Origin of the sequence: Shewanella sp. KCT (genome assembly GCF_007636505.1) — a bacterium.
Lineage (GTDB): Bacteria > Pseudomonadota > Gammaproteobacteria > Enterobacterales > Shewanellaceae > Shewanella > Shewanella halotolerans.
The window spans coordinates 80122-98704 of sequence record NZ_LVDJ01000010.1 but is presented as its reverse complement, the minus strand read 5'-3'; the positions used below and the strand labels follow the sequence as shown (position 1 = coordinate 98704).

The window sequence follows — 18583 nt, the reverse complement described above, 5'->3', positions numbered from 1 at the left end:
ATGGCGGAGAAGGAGGGATTCGAACCCTCGATGGGAGATAAAGCCCATACTCCCTTAGCAGGGGAGCGCCTTCGGCCACTCGGCCACCTCTCCGTTTTCTTGGCGCACATATTACTGTTTGAAGAAAATAAGTCAAACCATTTCTCCTAAACAAATTCTGTTTGAGCTGTTTTTAAGCAGTTATCCCTATTTCCCCTAAGCGCCTGTATGCTATGTCGCCGTTATGGTTAAAAAGCTGTCAGCCAAAAACAAAAAAGCCAGCAAACTTGCTGACTCTTATAGTGTAACGCCGGTTAAATCTATCGCTTAAAAATTGCCGCCTTCAGAAGAGCTACCTGACTTTTCAGACTGAATACGCTGATAAATCTCTTCACGATGAACTGAAACTTCTTTTGGTGCATTAACACCAATACGAACTTGATTACCCTTTACGCCTAAAACGGTGACAGTAACTTCATCACCAATCATCAGTGTTTCACCAACACGACGAGTCAATATCAGCATTTTTTGCTCCTTTAGTTCCTAATTCTGCTTATACGGCATTATTCCGTTATGACCTTATTATACGGTCAGCTTAGTACAAATTAATAGTGTTCTGATAAAAAACACCCTTTTATTGCATGTTAATTCGTTTAAATGTGCCGCACATCGCTGATTTATCGGGATCAGGCATGACAGATAACCAAGATAGTAATGGCAGTCAGTTAAACCAGCATTAAATTTAACACTTTAAACTGTACCTCAGCTTAAGCTTCAATCAATATGGCACAAAAAAAGCGCTCATGGAGCGCTTTTTTCTATTGAGGTAACTTAGGCCAAACGTTCTGACAACCAAGGGATAACAGAATCCAGTGCGCCTGCTAACTTCTCGGGCTCACTGCCACCGGCCTGGGCCATGTCTGGGCGTCCACCGCCCTTACCGCCCACCTGAGCGGCCACCATAGCCACCAGCTCACCGGCCTTGACCTTACCGGTCAAGTCTTTGGTTACGCCGGCAATCAGGTTCACTTTAGCGTCGCCAGCGATGCCAAGCACAACTATGCCAGATTGCAGCTTCTGCTTAAGCTCATCCTGCAGGCCACGCAGTGCACCGGCCTCAACACCTTCCAGCAGCTTAACCAGTACCTTAACACCGGCAAGCTCCTGAGCCTCACCGGCCAGATCGGCGCTGGTCGCGGCCGCGAGCTTGTCTTTAAGCTGAGACAGCTCTTTCTCAAGCTGCTTAGTCTTATCCAGCTGGGCTTTGAGCTTAGCCACTACCGAGGCGCTGTCGCCCTTAAGTAGCGCGGCAGCTTGTTCAAGCTGCGCCTGCTGCTCACCCACAAAGGCGATTGCTGCAGCTCCTGTGACCGCCTCGATACGACGGATACCGGCTGCGATACCGCCTTCAGAGGTGATCTTAAACAGACCGATATCGCCTGTGCGGCCTACGTGAGTACCACCACACAGCTCGATAGAGAAGTCACCCATGGTTACCACACGAACCTGTGAGTCATATTTCTCACCAAACAAGGCCATGGCGCCTTTCTCTTTCGCCTGGTCGATATCCATAACCTCGGCCTTCAGCTCGTGGTTGCGACGGATCTGAGTGTTAACCAGATCTTCGACCTGCTTAAGCTCTTCACGCTTAACTGCCTCGAAGTGAGAGAAGTCGAAACGCAGACGCTCAGGCTCAACCAGAGAGCCCTTCTGGCTCACGTGAGTGCCCAGCACCTGACGCAGCGCGGCGTGCAGCAAGTGAGTCACAGAGTGGTTCAACTCGGTGCGATGTCTGAGCTTCTTGTCTACTGCAGCGTTAAGGGTTTGACCCATAGCGATACTGCCGGCCTTAACCAGACCTATATGACCCATTGCCTGACCATATTTTTGCGTGTCCTTCACCTCGAACTCGACACCTTCTGCGCTCAGCTGGCCCTTGTCACCACACTGGCCACCAGATTCGCCATAGAATGGCGTGCTATCGAGCACCACCACACCTTGGTCGCCTTCGGCTAGCGCGTCGACCGCCTGACCATCGACATAGAGGCCGATGACCTTGGCTTCGCCATTAAGATCGCTATAACCGCAGAACTCGGTCTCGGCATCGATCTTCAGGCTGTCGTTGTAATCCGTATCGAACTGACCCGCCGCCTGGGCGCGACTGCGCTGCTCGGCCATGGCCGCTTCGAAGCCAGCTTCATTGACCGTGATGTCACGCTCGCGGCAGACGTCAGCCGTCAAATCAACCGGGAAACCATAGGTGTCGTACAGCTTAAAGGCGGTCTCGCCATCAAGCTCCTTACCCTCTAGCTGGCTCAGGGCATTGTCGAGAATACCAAGACCACGTTCGAGCGTACGAGCAAACTGCTCCTCTTCCGCCTTCAGCGCCTTTTCGACGATCGCCTGGGTTGCCACTAGCTCTTTAGCCGCATCGCCCATCACTTCGATCAGTGTAGGCACCAGCTTGTAGAAGAAGGCCTCGGTAGCACCTAGCTTGTTACCATGACGCACGGCGCGGCGGATGATGCGGCGCAATACGTAACCACGGCCCTCGTTTGATGGCATCACGCCATCGGCCACTAAGAAGGCGCAAGAGCGGATATGGTCGGCGACAACACGCAGCGACTTGTTCTCCAGATCGGTCACGCCGAGGATCTCGGCGGTCTTCTTGATCAGTGACTGGAAGATATCGATCTCATAGTTTGAGTGCACACCCTGCATGATAGCAGCGATACGCTCGATGCCCATGCCGGTATCGACAGAAGGCTTAGGGAGTGGATCCATGGTGCCGTCGGCTTGACGGTTATACTGCATGAAGACTATGTTCCAGATCTCGATAAAGCGGTCACCATCTTCTTCCGGCGTACCGGGACGGCCGCCCCAGATGTGTTCGCCGTGATCGTAAAAGATCTCGGTACAAGGACCGCAAGGACCGGTGTCGCCCATCTGCCAGAAGTTATCAGAAGCGTATGCCGCCCCCTTGTTATCGCCGATGCGGATGATGTTCTCGGCCGCGACGCCAATCTCTTTGTTCCAGATCTCGAAGGCTTCATCGTCTGTCTCATAGACGGTGACACACAGGCGCTCTTTTGGCAGCTTGAGTTCTTCGGTCAGGAAGGTCCAGGCGAAGCGAATCGCATCTTGCTTGAAATAATCACCGAAGCTGAAGTTACCCAGCATTTCGAAGAAAGTGTGATGACGTGCGGTGTAACCGACATTATCCAGGTCGTTGTGCTTACCACCGGCGCGCACGCAGCGCTGTGCCGTGGTGGCGCGGCTGTAGTCGCGCTTGTCTTCCCCAAGGAAAACATCTTTAAATTGGTTCATCCCTGCGTTGGTAAATAGCAAGGTGGGATCATTGCCAGGTACCAGTGAACTGCTGTCCACAACCTGGTGACCGTTTCTGCGGAAAAACTCCAAGAAAGCACTTCTCAGCGCTGCAGTGGTTTGATACATGAAATCATCCTGAATTTGATTATTTTAGCGATGAAAGCAAAAGGCTCACCGACGATGCTCAGTTAGTCCAGCATTATAAGCAGTCTATGGATGAACAACCAGTGGTTTAGCCGAGGATCCCCAAAGAAAGCGTAAAAAGCCTGAGTTTCAATTGGGTCTTATAGAGGCTGAGTACTAATGGAGATAAAACGAGATCAGGATAGTGAACTAGAGCCCAGTATTACTCCTGGTAAAGATGAGGATATTAGTCGAAGTCTGGATCTACCTCTAAGGCATAGGCGACCTGATCGAAGCCAAAACCTTGGGAGAGAAGATAACGCACTCGTTTGGCGCGCTCTTTCTGATCTTCGATGGGGCCGCTAGTGGCATATTTCTTAGCAGCCTTCTGTCTCGCCAGCTCGAACCAGTCGCAGTCGCTCTGATTGAGGCTAGACTCGATAATCTCTTTGGCCAGTCCCTTCTGGGACATAGATTGGCGTATCTTGTTCTGACCATGGCCTTTAGCGATATGAGAGCTCAGCAAGAGCCCGGCAAACCTGGCATCATCGAGATATCCCTGGCTTTCACATTGACCAAGGACAGCCTCTATCTCGCCGTCCAGAAAACCTTTCTGGTTCAGCTTACTCTTTATCTGATAGCGGGAATAATCGCGGCGAGCCAGCAGGCCCACCGCGACTTGCATCGCCGACATAGTCATTGAGAAACCATAGTCATAACAAAATCATTGTCATTACAAAGCCAGAGTCTTAAGGCAAGGCTTAGTTGACTCGGCGAGCTTAAAATACTTCACCGGTTTCCAGGTCGACGTTCTCATCGCCTGTGGCCGACTGAGCCACCGCTTGACCACCGCCCAGCAACATGGCGCGTAACGCCTGGTCGATTTCGGCGCCAATCTCTGGGTTCTCAACCAGGTATTTACCGGCATTGGCACGGCCCTGGCCAATCTTGTCACCCTTGTAGCTGTACCAAGCACCTGACTTTTCAATCAACTTGTGCATCACACCAAGGTCTACCAACTCACCGGTACGGTTAATACCTTCACCATAAAGGATCTGGAACTCTGCCTGTTTGAATGGCGCGGCAATCTTGTTCTTCACCACCTTAACGCGAGTCTCGTTACCAATGACCTCTTCACGATCCTTGATGGCGCCGGTGCGACGAATATCCAGACGAACAGAGGCGTAGAACTTAAGTGCGTTACCACCGGTAGTGGTCTCAGGGTTACCGAACATCACGCCTATCTTCATACGGATCTGGTTGATGAAGATCAGCAAGGTGTTAGATTGCTTGAGGTTACCCGCTAGCTTACGCATCGCCTGGCTCATCATACGCGCCGCAAGGCCCATGTGAGAATCACCGATCTCACCCTCAATTTCCGCCTTAGGCGTAAGGGCCGCAACCGAGTCGACGATGATCACGTCGACGGCACCAGAACGAGTCAGGGCGTCACAGATCTCAAGCGCCTGTTCACCGGTATCAGGCTGAGAACACAGCAGGTTATCGATATCCACACCGAGTTTTTGTGCATAGATAGGATCCAGTGCGTGCTCGGCGTCGATGAAGGCACAAACCTTACCTTCGCGCTGGGCCGCGGCAATCACTTCCAGTGTAAGGGTGGTCTTACCCGAAGATTCAGGACCATAGATCTCAACGATACGACCCAGTGGCAGACCGCCTGCGCCCAATGCAACGTCAAGCGACAGAGAACCCGTTGAGATAGTCTCAACATCCATAGAGCGGTTTTCACCTAACTTCATGATAGAGCCTTTACCAAACTGCTTCTCAATCTGCCCAAGGACCGCGCTCAGGGCTTTCTCTTTATTCGCATCAATCTTCATTCTGCTTTCCTCTCAATCACAGACGCTGCGCTGTGGGGTATCCGTTAAGTTAAAGCCCGCTGACCGTTTCCGCATCGCTTTAGGCTGTCTCAATATGCAACCTAGTATACTGTACAATCATACAGTATCAAGTACTGTATGCGATTATTTTTACCTAAGCTCAGACAAAGTCGGCTTACCAGCCCCAGTCGCATTAGCGCTAAATTTATCCAAACAGACAGGATAAATGCGCAACCTCCATCAATTTATTGTTAGTATTGTGGCCATTCATTCTGTGCTGGCCGCGGGGCTATGACAGACATTTTTGTAGCAGGATACCTTGGTTAATTCATGAACGCCGTCGATACTCAACATCTTGAAAAGCACACCCCCATGATGCGTCAATATCTGACGCTGAAAGCCGAAACACCCGATATGTTGCTTTTTTATCGTATGGGAGATTTTTACGAGCTCTTCTACGACGATGCTAAGCGGGCCTCAGAACTGCTGGGGATCTCCCTCACGGCGCGTGGCAAGAGTGGCGGCGATCCTATCCCCATGGCAGGCATCCCCTACCATGCGGTGGAAGGCTACCTGGCAAAGCTGGTGCAGCTCAGGGTATCTGTGGCGATCTGCGAGCAGATAGGCGATCCCGCCACCACCAAGGGGCCGGTAGAACGTAAGATTGTTCGCATCGTCACTCCGGGTACGCTTACAGATGAGGCCCTGCTGCAGGAGCGGCAGGACAACCTGCTGGCCGCCGTCTATCACGGCAAGGTGGGTTTTGGTTACGCGACCCTGGATGTCTCATCCGGCCGCTTCGTGGTCACCGAACTGGCCAGCAAAGAGGCGCTGGAAGCCGAGCTGCAACGCACCAATCCAGCGGAGCTGCTCTACAGCGAAGATTTCAGCGAGCCGGCTTTGATCGCCTCACTGTCGGGTAAGCGTCGCCGCCCCGAATGGGAGTTCGACTACGACACCAGCTACAAGCTACTGCTGGAACAGTTCGGCACCAAAGATCTCTATGGCTTTGGCCTGGGGGAAGTCAGGCTATCGCTACAGGCGGCCGGCTGTCTTATCCAGTATGTGAAAGATACCCAACGCACCGCCCTGCCCCATATCAACGCTATCACCCGCTTCAATCAGTGCGACAGCATAGTACTGGACGCGGCCACCCGTAAGAATCTGGAGCTGACCCGCAACCTGCAAGGCGGTAGCGACAACACCCTGGCCTCGGTACTGGATAACACGGCGACCCCCATGGGCAGCCGTATGTTGCAGCGCTGGATCCATGAGCCGCTGCGCAACCATAACATCATCCGCGCCCGTCATGATGCCATTGACGAGCTTCTGGACAACGGCTATCACGAAAACCTGCATGAACAGCTAAAAGCCCTGGGCGACATAGAACGTATCACGGCGCGTCTGGCCATTCGTAGTGCCCGCCCGCGTGACTTTGCCCGTCTGCGTCAGGCACTAGCCCTGCTGCCCGAGATACAGCAGCAGCTGGTAGACTGCAACAGCCAGCACCTCAAGGCGCTCTCGAGTCACCTGGGCGACTTCCCCGAGGAGCATGCCTTGCTCAGCCGCGCCATAGTTGATAATCCGCCTATGCTGATCCGCGACGGCGGCGTGATCAAAGAGGGCTATCACAGCGAGCTGGATGAATGGCGCAAACTCAGCCAGGGAGCGACCGACTACCTCGCCGAGCTGGAAGCCCGGGAGAAGGCTGCCACCGGCGCCTCGACTCTGAAGGTGGGCTACAACCGGGTGCACGGCTACTACATAGAGGTGAGTCGCCGCGAGTCTGATCTTGTGCCTATGAGCTACCAGCGCAGACAAACCTTAAAAAATACCGAGCGTTATATCGTCGCCGAGCTTAAAGAACATGAGGAGAAGGTACTCTCCAGTCAGGGCAAGGCGCTGGCGTTGGAGAAACAGCTATGGGAAGAACTGTTCGATCTATTAATGCCCCGCCTGCACGAGCTACAGGCCTTCGCCCGCGCCGCCGCCGAGCTTGATGTGATCACCAACTTTGCCGAGCGTGCCGAGCAGCTGGACTATCACAGGCCAGAACTCACGGCCCAGAGCGGCATACATATCGAGGCGGGAAGACACCCAGTGGTCGAGCGCGTCAGTCAGACGCCATTTATCGCCAACCCTGTCAGCCTCAACCCGGCGAGGCGCATGCTGATCGTCACCGGTCCTAACATGGGCGGTAAGTCGACCTATATGCGCCAGGTGGCTCTGATCACCCTTATGGCCCATATAGGTAGCTTCGTGCCGGCCCAGAAGGCCGCCATCGGCCCTGTGGATCGTATCTTTACCCGTATCGGCGCCGCGGACGATCTCGCCTCCGGCCGCTCGACCTTCATGGTTGAGATGACGGAAACCGCCAACATACTGCATAACGCGACGCCCGAGAGCCTGGTATTGATGGATGAGATTGGCCGCGGTACCTCGACCTATGATGGCTTGTCGCTAGCCTGGTCCGCCGCCGAGCATCTGGCGCAGAACTTAAAATCTATGACCCTGTTTGCCACCCACTATTTCGAGCTTACCCAACTGCCTGATCAGATGAAAAATGTGGCCAACGTGCACCTCGATGCCATAGAGCATGACGACACCATCGCCTTCATGCACGCGGTGCAGGAGGGGGCGGCGAGTAAGAGTTATGGCCTTCAAGTCGCGGCGCTGGCTGGTGTTCCGGCCAAGGTAGTTCAGGCCGCCAAGCACAAGCTGCATCATCTTGAGAGCCGGGATAGAGAGGAGGGGCTCCCCGAACTGAGACAGGCCCAGCTGAGTCTGACCATGCCGGAGACCTCAAAGGCGCTGGACAGGTTAGATACCATAGATCCCGACAGCCTGACGCCAAGACAGGCGCTTGATCTTCTCTATGAGCTCAAGCAGCTACGCTAAGCTTTCGAGCACTTATAAGCTAAGCTATTTGAGCTCTTAAAAGTCAATAGAACTACGACGAGTAACAAAACCTAGACAGCAAAAAAGCGCACCTTTTTGGATGCGCTTTTTTTAATTCTGGGGTCGGCCCTTCAAGACACAGGTTTACACCTTAAGGCGCTTTCCGCGAGTTTCTCCATAAGACGCTAGCATTGTTATCAACCTTTCAGTCTCTACCGACTGCTCACAAAGGCGATAACAAGAAAGCCGCGGTAATCCTTAGCCTACACCCCGATACACTTTTTATACTCTGAAGATAGCTTCTACCGATAATCCTTGAGCACTGAGCAGATCTCTAAGCCGCTTCAGGGCTTCCACCTGTATTTGGCGTACTCTCTCTCGGGTCAGGCCTATCTCTTTACCGACATTTTCGAGGGTCGATGGCTCATAACCAAGTAGACCGAAACGACGGGCAAGTACTTCTCTCTGCTTGCTGTTCAGCTCGTCTAGCCAACGCACAACAGACTTAGACATATCATCATCTTGCACCTTGTAATCCGGACCCACACAATCGTCATCGGCTAATACGTCAAGCAGTGCCTTATCGTTGTCACCACCCAGTGGGGTATCGACCGAGGTGATACGCTCGTTAAGCTTGAGCATCTTACTAACATCGCTGCTTGGCAGGTCTAACTGCTCGGCGATCTCTTCTGCGGTTGGCTCATGATCTAGCTTGTGCGCGAGTTCCCTGGCGGTACGAAGGTAAACATTCAGCTCCTTCACCACATGAATAGGCAGGCGAATGGTACGGGTTTGGTTCATGATGGCACGTTCTATGGTCTGGCGGATCCACCAGGTGGCATAGGTTGAGAAACGGAAGCCGCGTTCGGGATCGAACTTTTCGACGGCGCGGATCAAACCTAAGTTACCTTCTTCAATCAGATCCAGTAAGGCTAAACCACGATTGTTATAACGACGTGCAATTTTTACGACGAGTCTGAGATTACTCTCAATCATACGGTTGCGAGATTTTTCACAGCCTTTTAGGGCCTTACGTGAGAAATAAACCTCCTCTTCCGCACTCAATAGGGGGGAAAATCCAATTTCACTTAAATACAGCTGAGTGGCATCTAAGTTCTTTTGTAAGTCATCTTGTACTTGCTGTTCTAGTTCTGCGTCTTTCAAAACCTCCTTGCTGTTGGTCACTGATAGATCAGACTCATTCTTAGACAAGTCCACTAAGGGCTCCGCCACGGCGGTAGATTGTTTACGACCCATAATATGCTCTCCCAAATTTTACATGCTAATTTACTGCACTTTACTGTCCTCCAATTGCCAAAATGGCGCCTATAAAATTATGATTTAGGCAAAAATTTAAGTGGGTCGACGGATTTGCCGTGATACCGTATCTCGAAATGCAGCATCACCCTATTGGTACCCGTCTGTCCCATTTTCGCCACCGTTTGTCCCGCGGTAACGAACTGCTTCTCTTTTACTAAGATCTTATCGGCATGAGCATAAGCACTGAGATAGTCATCGCTATGCTTAATGATCACCAGATTGCCGTATCCCCTTAGCGCATTTCCTGCATACACCACTCGCCCATCGGCGGCTGCCTGAATGCGATCGCCTCGGGATCCTGCGATCTTAATCCCTTTATTACCTTGTTCCTTGGTAGAGAATGTGCCGATCAACTTGCCTTTAACGGGCCAATGCCAGCGCTGGACCTTCTTTGGTAGGGTGCTACTGGGCTTATGGATAACGCCGTTAACATTTTGTTGATCAGTTGTTACAGCGTACGCAGATTTATCGCCCCGATCAAGCGATTTTTTCGCCGGTGCCATTTTACTGACGCTAGCCTGCTGACTAGAATTAACTGTTTGTTTAGGTTGATTTTTAGCTGTATTTTGTTGCGTTTTTTTACTCAATACCTGAGTGCTACGCTGGGTCTTGCTATTTGTAACAGCGTTTGTCGATTTAAGCTTTAAAACCTGCCCTGGATAGATGGTATAGGGCTTGCGAAGCCCGTTATATCGGGCAATTTCGGAAAAATCTTTGTTGGCCGCCCAGGCGATCGAATAGAGGGTATCGCCGCGCTTGACCTTGTAGTGGTCGGAGGTGAGGCCTCCCTTTTTATAGGCTTTCTTCACCGGCGAGTTGACGTTCACCACGGGAGCGGGAGTATGGGCCTGAAAACTACAGCCGCTCAGTAGACAGCTAAGCATTAAGGCACACAGTATGCCTACTGGCTTTTGACAAATCCTCAACCGACTCGGGGCGCTTAGCATAGCGGCTCCCCTATTCCCTTAACGTCGGCGCACCAGATGACAGCCACCACTAGGCAAGTTCACCATTGACCAAAGGCACAAACTTCACCATCTCTATGGTCTGGGAATGAAATTGACCGCCCTTACGAACCACACGCATCAGTTGCTGTGTCTCCTCGCCGACAGGGATCACCAGCACGCCACCATCGGCCAGCTGTTGCAGTAGCGCCTGTGGCACACTGCTGGCCGCCGCCGTCACCATGATGGCGTCGAAGGGCCCCTTGTTGGCCCACCCTTTCCAGCCGTCGCCATACTTAAAGGAGACATTATGCAGATCGAGCCGCTTGAGACGCTGTCGCGCCTGGATCTGCAGACTCTTGATCCGCTCAACCGTGCATAGCTCATCCACCAGCTGCGCCAAGATAGCCGCCTGATAGCCTGAGCCTGTGCCTATCTCCAGCACCCTTTTGGGACGCGACTCTAACAGGAGTTCTGTCATGCGCGCCACGATATAAGGCTGAGAGATGGTTTGCCCCTGTCCTATGGGCAGAGCAGTATTTTCATAGGCCTTATGGCCCAGGGCCGCATCGAGAAATAGTTCTCTTGGCGTTTTCGCCACCACTGCTAAGACATCGGCATTAGCGATTCCCGCCCCCTGAAGGTGACGTGCCAGATTCAATGCCGCCGTAGTGGCTACCCCATTCATAATTGCTCTATCCATTGCTTTATCTTTGATACTTGTTCAAACGCGGTCAGATCCACCGTTAAGGGGGTCACCGACACATAGCCGTTGGCCACGGCATGAAAATCTGTGCCTTCGCTGGCGTCTTGCTCTTCACCCGGCGGGCCGAGCCAGAATATCTCCCGTCCGGCCGGGTCTTGCATACGCACCATGCCTTCGGCTTTGTGTCTGGCGCCCAGACGGGTCACTCTAATGCCCTTGATCTCATCGAGCGGCAGATCCGGCACATTCACATTTAAGATCTGATCCGACGCGATAGGGCTATCGATCAGACCCGCCACTATCTTACAGGCATAGTAAGCCGCCGTGTCATAGTGCTTTAGCTCTCGGCCCACCAGAGAGATGGCAATCGCCGGCAAGCCCAGAAAACGCCCCTCCATCGCCGCCGCAACCGTGCCGGAATAAAGGGTATCATCCCCCATGTTCGCACCGGCGTTGATGCCAGAAACCACGATATCCGGTTCATGGGCATAAAACTCGCGAATCGCCAGATGCACGCAATCGGTCGGCGTGCCACTGACGGAAATATAACCATTATCTAACTTATTAATTCGCAAAGGGTTAGTCAAGGTTAACGAGTTACTGGCACCCGAACAGTTGCGATCAGGACCGACCGTCATCACCTCATAGTGCTTCGCCAGGGCATTGGACAGCGCCGCGATCCCCGGCGCCGTGATGCCATCGTCATTGCTTACCAATATCTTAATCATGGGCTTGCTCGCTCGCTGCGGCCTTTCTGGCCTGATATTCCCGCTCTTTGACATCTTGATAATTCACCAGTTCCCGCAGCACAGAGGTGGCAAAGCTACCGGCAGGCAGGGCGAACTTAATCACTAAGGTGTCTTCCTGGATCTCATAGCTCAGCTGCTGCGGCACGAGAAGCAGCGGACGGCGCTCTTGATTGAGCCCCGCCTGCTCGAGGCCAGCAAGATCTTCAGGATACTGACCGCAAACGCCCTGCTCGAAGGCTAACGCCTCGGCCTCACTCAATGCCTGGCCCCGACCCCACATGGGCGCCGAGAGTTGAATATCGTTTTCCGCCAGACGAGCATAAAGCGCTTCATCCCAGGGATTGGCCACGAAGTAGCTCTTGCTGCCGGCCAACATCACACAGTCACCATCGAGTGTATTGAGCTGGTGTAGACGAAGTCGCTCACTCACTACCTGATTAAAGAGATGAGAGCGCACCGCCGAGAGGTAGATGCTACGCTTATTTCTGTCTTTCACCTTCTTTTTGCCCGAGAGCATCTGACGACCGAAAATCAGGTTCTTTCCGTCATGGCCGAAACGCTGCTCGCCAAAATAGTTAGGCACGCCTGTGGCTTTAATCAGCTCGATGCGCCGCACCAGAGCGTCCATATCAGACACGGCCCTTAAAGTCAGGATAAAGCGGTTACCGGCCAGGGCGCCGGTGCGCAGCTTCTTACCATGACGGGCGCTTGATAGCACCGTGAGCTGCTCGCTATTGAGCGACTCCCAGTCTGGCATGCTCTTGCCGGGAATACGCACCCCAAACCACTGCTCTGTAATCGCGTGTCTGTCTTTCTGGCCGGCAAAGGTCACCTCTTTTGGGTGCACGCCGGCAAAGCTTGAGAGCATGCGCGCCACATCGGCGGTATTTAACCCCTCCTTGCGGATGTGCAGCATGTGATGCTCGCCCTCGCCCGTAGGAAGAAATGGCAAGATCTCCTGCACGATAAAATCGCTGTTGAAGGTTCTTAAGTCGGCGCTCGCCTCAGGCTGGCCATGCAAATAATGTAGTGGGGTCATAACTCTCTCTTATCTCGGGGCGGTGCACATCAGCACCACGGCTTCCACCGCTATCCCCTCTTTGCGTCCGGTAAAGCCAAGCTTCTCTGTGGTGGTGGCCTTGACGTTGATCGCCTCTATGTCGCTTTCAAGATCCTTGCTCAGACACTCGCGTATCGCCTGAATGTGTGGCAGCATCTTAGGGGCCTGGGCAATTATGGTGACATCCAGGTTACCCAGCCTATAGCCCTTATCCAGCGCCAGCTGGTAGCAATGACGTAGCAGCACGCGGCTGTCGGCCCCCTTAAAGTCTGGGTCGGTATCGGGGAAATGTTTACCTATATCTCCAAGCGCCATGGCGCCGAGAATCGCATCTGAGATGGCATGCAGCACCACATCACCGTCCGAATGGGCCACCAAGCCAGTGTCATAGGGGACTTCAACGCCGCCTAAGATCAGCGGCAACTCGCCGCCAAATTTATGCACATCGAAACCATGGCCGATACGTATATTCATCTGTCATTCACCTGTACTGGAATTGGGGTCACTGGCGGCCGCCTGTAGATAGAGCGCCGCCAGTTGCAGATCCTCTGGATGGGTCACCTTGATGTTATCGAAACGCCCGCTTACCAACAGCGGCTGGCCACCGGCCCACTCCATCGCCGAGGCCTCATCGGTAATGGCGACCTGCGCCGCCAGGGCATCAAACAGATTCTGCTTAAGGCTGGTCACGGGAAACAGCTGGGGAGTGAGCGCATGCCAGAGATTCTCCCGGCATACCGTCTCTTGTATCGCGCCGCCTTTACCTGAACGCTTCATGGTGTCGCGTACCGGCATGGCGAGGATGGCGCCCTGCTCATGGCCTTCTTCTGTCTCACAGGCGGCGATCAGCTTATCGATATCGGCCGCACTTAAGCAGGGACGGGCCGCGTCATGCACAAGCGCCCAGGCAGATTGAGATGCAACCTTGAGGGCGCTTAGCACAGAATCGGCGCGCTCTTTGCCGCCAATAACAGTCGTCAATTTAGGGTGGTTCGCCTGACTCAGCTTGGCGAAATGGGTATCTTCTGGGCTTAGGGCAAGGATCACCTTGTCGATGCGTGGATGTTCCAGCAGGCGATCTAGGGTGTGCGCCAGGATAGCTTGATGATTTAACATCAGATATTGCTTGGGGATCTCGGCGCCCATTCGCGCGCCGATCCCGGCGGCGGGCACAATAGCAACCAGCTCTTGTATGCGACTAATCATAGATGTTAACTCGTGTCACTTTTTAGGCGAAACCGGCTGAGCCTACTGCTCGCCAATCTCGGCTTTACGCTGAGGCTCACCCACTACACGAAAGAAGGTCTCTCCCTGTTTCACCATCCCCAGCTCGTTACGGGCGCGTTCTTCCAGCGCCTCGGTACCGCGTCTAAGGTCGAGAATCTCTTCTTTGAGTACCTGATTTCGTTCGATGAGTTTGGCGTTACTCTCGCGCTGCAACTTGATCTGTTCCTGCAGCTGAAAAGATTCGGGAAGGCTATTTTGTCCCCACCAGAGTCGATACTGGAGCAGACCAAGCAGCACAAACATGGCGATAAGAAGTCGCTTCATCCTTAATGGGCTTTATCTCTGTTAAAAGGCTGAACTGATATTACAACAAAAAAGGCCACCTAGTGGTGGCCTTTTACCAAATTAACCGTAAAAACTCGGTTATGCTTGGCCTTTGATCTCGCTACGACCCTTGTAAGGTGCTTTTTCACCTAACTGCTCTTCGATACGTAGCAGTTGGTTGTACTTAGCAACACGGTCACTACGGCACAGAGAACCCGTCTTGATTTGGCCAGCCGCAGTCGCTACTGCCAGATCAGCGATGGTCGCATCTTCGGTCTCGCCGCTACGGTGAGAGATAACCACAGTGTAACCAGCGTCTTTCGCCATGCGGATTGCCGCCAGGGTCTCGGTCAGAGAACCAATTTGGTTGAACTTGATCAGGATAGAGTTCGCGATCTTGTTCTCGATACCACGGCTCAGGATCTTAGTGTTGGTTACGAACAGATCGTCACCCACTAGTTGGATCTTGTCGCCCAGGATTTGAGTCTGGTAAGCCCAGCCATCCCAATCTGATTCGTCGAGACCATCTTCGATAGACACGATTGGGTACTCTTCGGTCAGAGACTTCAGGAAGTCAGAGAAACCGTTTGAGTCAAATACCTTGCCTTCGCCAGACAGGTCATATTGACCGTCTTTGTAGAATTCAGAGGCTGCACAGTCAAGGGCCAGTGTCACGTCTTCACCCAGCTTGTAACCGGCTTTTTCTACCGCAACTTTGATAACCGCCAGTGCATCGGCGTTAGACGCTAAGTTAGGCGCGAAACCACCTTCATCACCCACTGCAGTGTTAAGACCCTTCTCTTGCAGAACCTTCTTCAGGTTGTGGAAGATCTCGGCGCCCATGCGTAGCGCTTCACGGAAGCTCTTAGCACCAACAGGCTGAACCATGAACTCTTGGATATCAACGTTGTTGTCGGCGTGCTCACCACCGTTAAGGATGTTCATCATAGGCACAGGCATAGAGTACTGGCCAGGAGTACCGTTTAGCTCGGCGATGTGCGCGTACAGCGGCATGCCTTTGAAGGCAGCAGCGGCTTTAGCAGCAGCCAGAGACACGGCTAAGATAGCGTTAGCGCCCAGCTTGTCTTTGTTTTCAGTGCCATCCAGGTCGATCATGATCTGATCCAGCTCGGCTTGCGCCGTCGCATCTTTACCCATTAGGGCATCACGGATCTGACCATTGATGTTAGCCACAGCGGTCAAAACGCCTTTACCCATGTAACGGCTCTTGTCACCATCACGCAGCTCTAGTGCTTCGCGGCTACCGGTAGATGCACCAGATGGAGCAGCTGCCATGCCTACGAAACCGCCATCTAGATGCACTTCCGCTTCAACCGTTGGGTTACCGCGTGAATCCATGATCTCGCGACCAATGACATTGATAATTTTAGCCATAATTTCCTCGACTTTAAGTTTAAGATTTAAGTTTAAAAGTTAATGCAAAACTAAAATTCTTATCGCTAAATTTACATCATCTGAAACAAAAAAGCCGCCTCCGAGAGTCGGAAGCGGCCCTTGTATAAAGATTAGCCTAAATCGCGTTTTTGGTACGCAACGGCTGCAGCAACGAAACCTTGGAACAATGGCTGACCATCGCGAGGCGTTGATGTAAATTCAGGGTGGAACTGACCCGCCACGAACCATGGGTGGTTAGGGAGTTCAATCATTTCAACCAGCTGACGATCTGTCGACAGACCGCTGAATACCAAGCCGGCTTTCTCTAAACGTTCTCTGTATGTGTTGTTCACTTCGTAACGATGACGGTGACGCTCTACACAGGTCAGTCCCTTGTAGGCTTCCGCCGCCTTAGTACCTTCGATCAGATGACACAGCTGCGCGCCTAGACGCATGGTGCCACCGAGATCTGATTCTTCATGACGTTGCTCGATATTACCTTTTTCGTCAATCCATTCTGTGATCAAGCCCACAACTGGATGCGGCGTGTCTTTGTTGAACTCGGTTGAATGCGCATTTTCTAAACCAGCCACGTGGCGCGCAAACTCGATCAGCGCAACCTGCATACCCAGACAGATACCGAAGTAAGGTAGGTTGTTCTCACGGGCGTACTGGGCCGCCATGATCTTACCTTCGACGCCGCGCTCACCGAAACCGCCCGGAACCAAGATACCGTCAAGGCCTTCCAGCACTTCAGTGCCCTTGGCTTCGATGTTTTGTGAATCGATATACTTGATGTTGACCGACACGCGGTTGAATAGGCCGGCATGTTTCAGCGCTTCGTTCACCGACTTGTATGCATCTGGCAGTTCGGTGTACTTGCCCACCATACCGATAGTGACTTCACCGGTTGGGTTGGCTTCTTGATAGATAACATTTTCCCACTCAGACAGATCGGCTTCTCTGCACTCAAGGCCGAAACGCTTGGTGACCAGATCGTCCAGACCTTGCGCCTTCAGCAGTGCAGGGATCTTGTAGATGCTATCGACATCTTTCAGGGAGATCACCGCGCGCTCTTCAACGTTACAGAATAGCGAGATCTTCGCCTTCTCGTTAGACGGAATCGCACGGTCACCACGGCAAACCAGTACGTCTGGCGCGATACCGATCGAACGCAGCTCTTTCACCGAGTGTTGTGTCGGCTTGGTCTTCACTTCGCCCGCCGCGCCCAGGAAAGGCACCAGGGTCAAATGCATAAACAGAGTACGATCACGGCCAAGTTCTACGCCCAACTGACGAATAGACTCAAGGAAAGGCAATGACTCGATATCACCTACGGTGCCGCCGATCTCAACGATCGCCACGTCGTGCCCTTCTCCGCCCTCAAGCACTTTCTCTTTAATCGCATTGGTGATGTGTGGGATCACCTGAATGGTGGCCCCTAGGTAGTCGCCACGACGCTCTTTGCGCAGCACTTCCTCATAGATACGACCCGTGGTGAAGTTGTTACGACGGTTCATCTTGGTACGGATGAAACGTTCGTAGTGACCCAGGTCGAGGTCAGTTTCAGCGCCATCTTCGGTGACAAATACTTCACCGTGCTGGGTTGGGCTCATGGTACCCGGATCCAAGTTAATATAAGGATCCAACTTCATAATGGTTACGTTAAGGCCTCTAGCCTCTAAAATTGCCGCCAATGATGCTGCTGCAATGCCTTTACCTAGTGATGAAACCACGCCACCAGTAACGAAGATATACCTTGTAGTCATGCTGAACCTGAGAAAATGAGTTGGAAATATGTGCTTGTAAGAAAGCACTAGGACGGGGCGTTATTATATCAAAGCCCTTTGGATTCGACAAATAGGTAACGGCAACTATTTTAGCCTTTTAGGGGATCATTTCGCTTGACTTGCTCCCAATAGGCATCCAGTTCAGTGAGGCTATGCTCCTGCATCGCTTTACCTGACTGGGCCGCTAAGGTCTCGACGCCGCGAAAGCGATGTTCGAACTTATTGGTCGCCCGGCGCAGCGCCTGCTCTGGGTCCAGCTTGAGGTGTCTGGCCAGATTCACCACGGCAAACAGCAGGTCTCCCAGCTCATCTTCCATCTTGTCTCTGTCCTGGGCGGCAACCTCCACCATCACCTCGTCAATCTCCTCATGGATCTTGGCCACCACAGGCCCTAAGTCATTCCAGTCAAAGCCCACGGTCGCCACTCGGCGTTGCACCTTGGCGGCGCGGGTCAGGGCCGGCAGTGAGCGCGGAATATCATCAAGCACCGAATGTAGCGAGCGCCCGGCGCGCTCCTTGGCCTTGATGCTCTCCCAAGTTTCACGTACCGACTCGCTGGATGCCTGAGTCATCTCGCCAAACACATGGGGATGACGCTCAGTGAGCTTAGTACAGATCTTGTCCACCACCAGGTCGAAGTCGAACCTGCCCTGCTCCTTGCCCAGCTGACAATAGAAGATCACCTGAAACAGCAGGTCTCCAAGCTCACCGGGCAGTTCATCCAGGGCGCCGCGCTCTATGGTGTCGGCTACCTCGAAGGCCTCTTCCAGGGTAAAGGGCACTATGGTCTGATAGCTCTGGGCCTTGTCCCAGGGGCAACCCGTCTGCGGATCTCTGAGCCGCTCCATGATGGTCAGCAGCCTTTGGATATCTGATTTACTCTGCATCGCTTACCTC

General features: G+C 53.0%; 16 protein-coding genes and 1 tRNA gene. 1 reads left to right on the top strand and 16 read right to left on the bottom strand.

What is annotated here, in order from left to right; genetic code table 11:
- Position 1: 1 nt before the first annotated feature.
- The 5 genes from AYI87_RS14675 to recA form a co-directional block, all read right to left on the bottom strand.
- Positions 2-93, bottom strand: a tRNA-Ser gene (locus tag AYI87_RS14675).
- A gap of 213 nt (positions 94-306) precedes the next feature.
- Positions 307-504 carry a carbon storage regulator CsrA gene (gene csrA, locus AYI87_RS14670; RefSeq protein WP_011865020.1) on the bottom strand — a complete coding sequence of 66 codons (198 nt, stop codon included), beginning with the start codon at positions 502-504 and terminating at the stop codon, positions 307-309.
- A 306-nt stretch (positions 505-810) separates the two neighbouring features.
- Positions 811-3435 (bottom strand): alanine--tRNA ligase, encoded by a 2625-nt coding sequence (alaS, locus tag AYI87_RS14665; protein ID WP_144203342.1) that lies wholly within the window; start codon positions 3433-3435, stop codon positions 811-813.
- A 244-nt stretch (positions 3436-3679) separates the two neighbouring features.
- Complete coding sequence (recX, locus tag AYI87_RS14660; protein ID WP_144203340.1) at positions 3680-4132, bottom strand: recombination regulator RecX; 453 nt, start codon at positions 4130-4132, stop codon at positions 3680-3682.
- 79 nt (positions 4133-4211) lie between these two features.
- Positions 4212-5273, bottom strand: coding sequence for a recombinase RecA (gene recA, locus AYI87_RS14655; protein ID WP_011865017.1), 1062 nt, complete (start codon positions 5271-5273; stop codon positions 4212-4214).
- A 330-nt stretch (positions 5274-5603) separates the two neighbouring features.
- On the opposite strand from recA, the gene mutS reads away from it, so the two are divergent.
- Positions 5604-8171 carry a DNA mismatch repair protein MutS gene (mutS, locus tag AYI87_RS14650; RefSeq protein WP_144203338.1) on the top strand — a complete coding sequence of 856 codons (2568 nt, stop codon included), beginning with the start codon at positions 5604-5606 and terminating at the stop codon, positions 8169-8171.
- Between the two features lie 282 nt (positions 8172-8453).
- Here mutS and rpoS read toward each other — a convergent pair whose 3' ends face one another.
- From rpoS to mazG, 11 genes are all read right to left on the bottom strand, one after another.
- Positions 8454-9428 carry an RNA polymerase sigma factor RpoS gene (gene rpoS, locus AYI87_RS14645; RefSeq protein WP_011865015.1) on the bottom strand — a complete coding sequence of 325 codons (975 nt, stop codon included), beginning with the start codon at positions 9426-9428 and terminating at the stop codon, positions 8454-8456.
- A 77-nt stretch (positions 9429-9505) separates the two neighbouring features.
- The gene (locus AYI87_RS14640; RefSeq protein WP_409928977.1) at positions 9506-10438 is read right to left on the bottom strand and encodes a peptidoglycan DD-metalloendopeptidase family protein; all 933 of its coding nucleotides are present in this window, start codon (positions 10436-10438) and stop codon (positions 9506-9508) included.
- Between the two features lie 49 nt (positions 10439-10487).
- Complete coding sequence (locus AYI87_RS14635; protein ID WP_144203497.1) at positions 10488-11123, bottom strand: protein-L-isoaspartate(D-aspartate) O-methyltransferase; 636 nt, start codon at positions 11121-11123, stop codon at positions 10488-10490.
- Positions 11120-11869 carry a 5'/3'-nucleotidase SurE gene (surE, locus tag AYI87_RS14630; RefSeq protein ID WP_144203337.1) on the bottom strand — a complete coding sequence of 250 codons (750 nt, stop codon included), beginning with the start codon at positions 11867-11869 and terminating at the stop codon, positions 11120-11122. The genes AYI87_RS14635 and surE overlap by 4 nt, the downstream gene beginning before the upstream one ends.
- Positions 11862-12929 (bottom strand): tRNA pseudouridine(13) synthase TruD, encoded by a 1068-nt coding sequence (gene truD, locus AYI87_RS14625; protein ID WP_144203336.1) that lies wholly within the window; start codon positions 12927-12929, stop codon positions 11862-11864. The genes surE and truD overlap by 8 nt, the downstream gene beginning before the upstream one ends.
- Positions 12930-12938: 9 nt before the next feature.
- Entirely contained in the window at positions 12939-13424 is a 486-nt protein-coding gene (gene ispF / locus AYI87_RS14620; protein ID WP_144203334.1) for a 2-C-methyl-D-erythritol 2,4-cyclodiphosphate synthase, read from the bottom strand.
- A gap of 3 nt (positions 13425-13427) precedes the next feature.
- Entirely contained in the window at positions 13428-14156 is a 729-nt protein-coding gene (gene ispD / locus AYI87_RS14615; RefSeq protein ID WP_144203332.1) for a 2-C-methyl-D-erythritol 4-phosphate cytidylyltransferase, read from the bottom strand.
- A 42-nt stretch (positions 14157-14198) separates the two neighbouring features.
- Positions 14199-14501, bottom strand: a complete 303-nt coding sequence (gene ftsB / locus AYI87_RS14610) for a cell division protein FtsB (protein WP_144203330.1) — start codon at positions 14499-14501, stop codon at positions 14199-14201.
- A gap of 99 nt (positions 14502-14600) precedes the next feature.
- On the bottom strand, positions 14601-15896 hold the full coding sequence (gene eno, locus AYI87_RS14605) for a phosphopyruvate hydratase (protein WP_011865007.1): 1296 nt from the start codon (positions 15894-15896) through the stop codon (positions 14601-14603).
- Between the two features lie 131 nt (positions 15897-16027).
- The gene (locus tag AYI87_RS14600; RefSeq protein WP_011865006.1) at positions 16028-17665 is read right to left on the bottom strand and encodes a CTP synthase; all 1638 of its coding nucleotides are present in this window, start codon (positions 17663-17665) and stop codon (positions 16028-16030) included.
- 110 nt (positions 17666-17775) lie between these two features.
- Positions 17776-18573, bottom strand: a complete 798-nt coding sequence (mazG, locus tag AYI87_RS14595) for a nucleoside triphosphate pyrophosphohydrolase (RefSeq protein ID WP_144203328.1) — start codon at positions 18571-18573, stop codon at positions 17776-17778.
- Positions 18574-18583: the final 10 nt, after the last annotated feature.

Excerpts from the sequence above, each read along its gene's own strand:
- truD (WP_144203336.1), bottom strand. The coding sequence starts at position 12,929 with ATGACCCCACTACATTATTTGCATGGCCAGCCTGAGGCGAGCGCCGAC.
- ispF (WP_144203334.1), bottom strand. The coding sequence starts at position 13,424 with ATGAATATACGTATCGGCCATGGTTTCGATGTGCATAAATTTGGCGGC.
- mazG (WP_144203328.1), bottom strand. The coding sequence starts at position 18,573 with ATGCAGAGTAAATCAGATATCCAAAGGCTGCTGACCATCATGGAGCGG.
- AYI87_RS14600 (WP_011865006.1), bottom strand. The coding sequence starts at position 17,665 with ATGACTACAAGGTATATCTTCGTTACTGGTGGCGTGGTTTCATCACTA.
- rpoS (WP_011865015.1), bottom strand. The coding sequence starts at position 9,428 with ATGGGTCGTAAACAATCTACCGCCGTGGCGGAGCCCTTAGTGGACTTG.
- recA (WP_011865017.1), bottom strand. The coding sequence starts at position 5,273 with ATGAAGATTGATGCGAATAAAGAGAAAGCCCTGAGCGCGGTCCTTGGG.
- mutS (WP_144203338.1), top strand. The coding sequence starts at position 5,604 with ATGAACGCCGTCGATACTCAACATCTTGAAAAGCACACCCCCATGATG.
- surE (WP_144203337.1), bottom strand. The coding sequence starts at position 11,869 with ATGATTAAGATATTGGTAAGCAATGACGATGGCATCACGGCGCCGGGG.
- AYI87_RS14635 (WP_144203497.1), bottom strand. The coding sequence starts at position 11,123 with ATGAATGGGGTAGCCACTACGGCGGCATTGAATCTGGCACGTCACCTT.
- alaS (WP_144203342.1), bottom strand. The coding sequence starts at position 3,435 with ATGTATCAAACCACTGCAGCGCTGAGAAGTGCTTTCTTGGAGTTTTTC.
- csrA (WP_011865020.1), bottom strand. The coding sequence starts at position 504 with ATGCTGATATTGACTCGTCGTGTTGGTGAAACACTGATGATTGGTGAT.
- ispD (WP_144203332.1), bottom strand. The coding sequence starts at position 14,156 with ATGATTAGTCGCATACAAGAGCTGGTTGCTATTGTGCCCGCCGCCGGG.
- AYI87_RS14640 (WP_409928977.1), bottom strand. The coding sequence starts at position 10,438 with ATGCTAAGCGCCCCGAGTCGGTTGAGGATTTGTCAAAAGCCAGTAGGC.
- recX (WP_144203340.1), bottom strand. The coding sequence starts at position 4,132 with ATGACTATGTCGGCGATGCAAGTCGCGGTGGGCCTGCTGGCTCGCCGC.
- ftsB (WP_144203330.1), bottom strand. The coding sequence starts at position 14,501 with ATGAAGCGACTTCTTATCGCCATGTTTGTGCTGCTTGGTCTGCTCCAG.
- eno (WP_011865007.1), bottom strand. The coding sequence starts at position 15,896 with ATGGCTAAAATTATCAATGTCATTGGTCGCGAGATCATGGATTCACGC.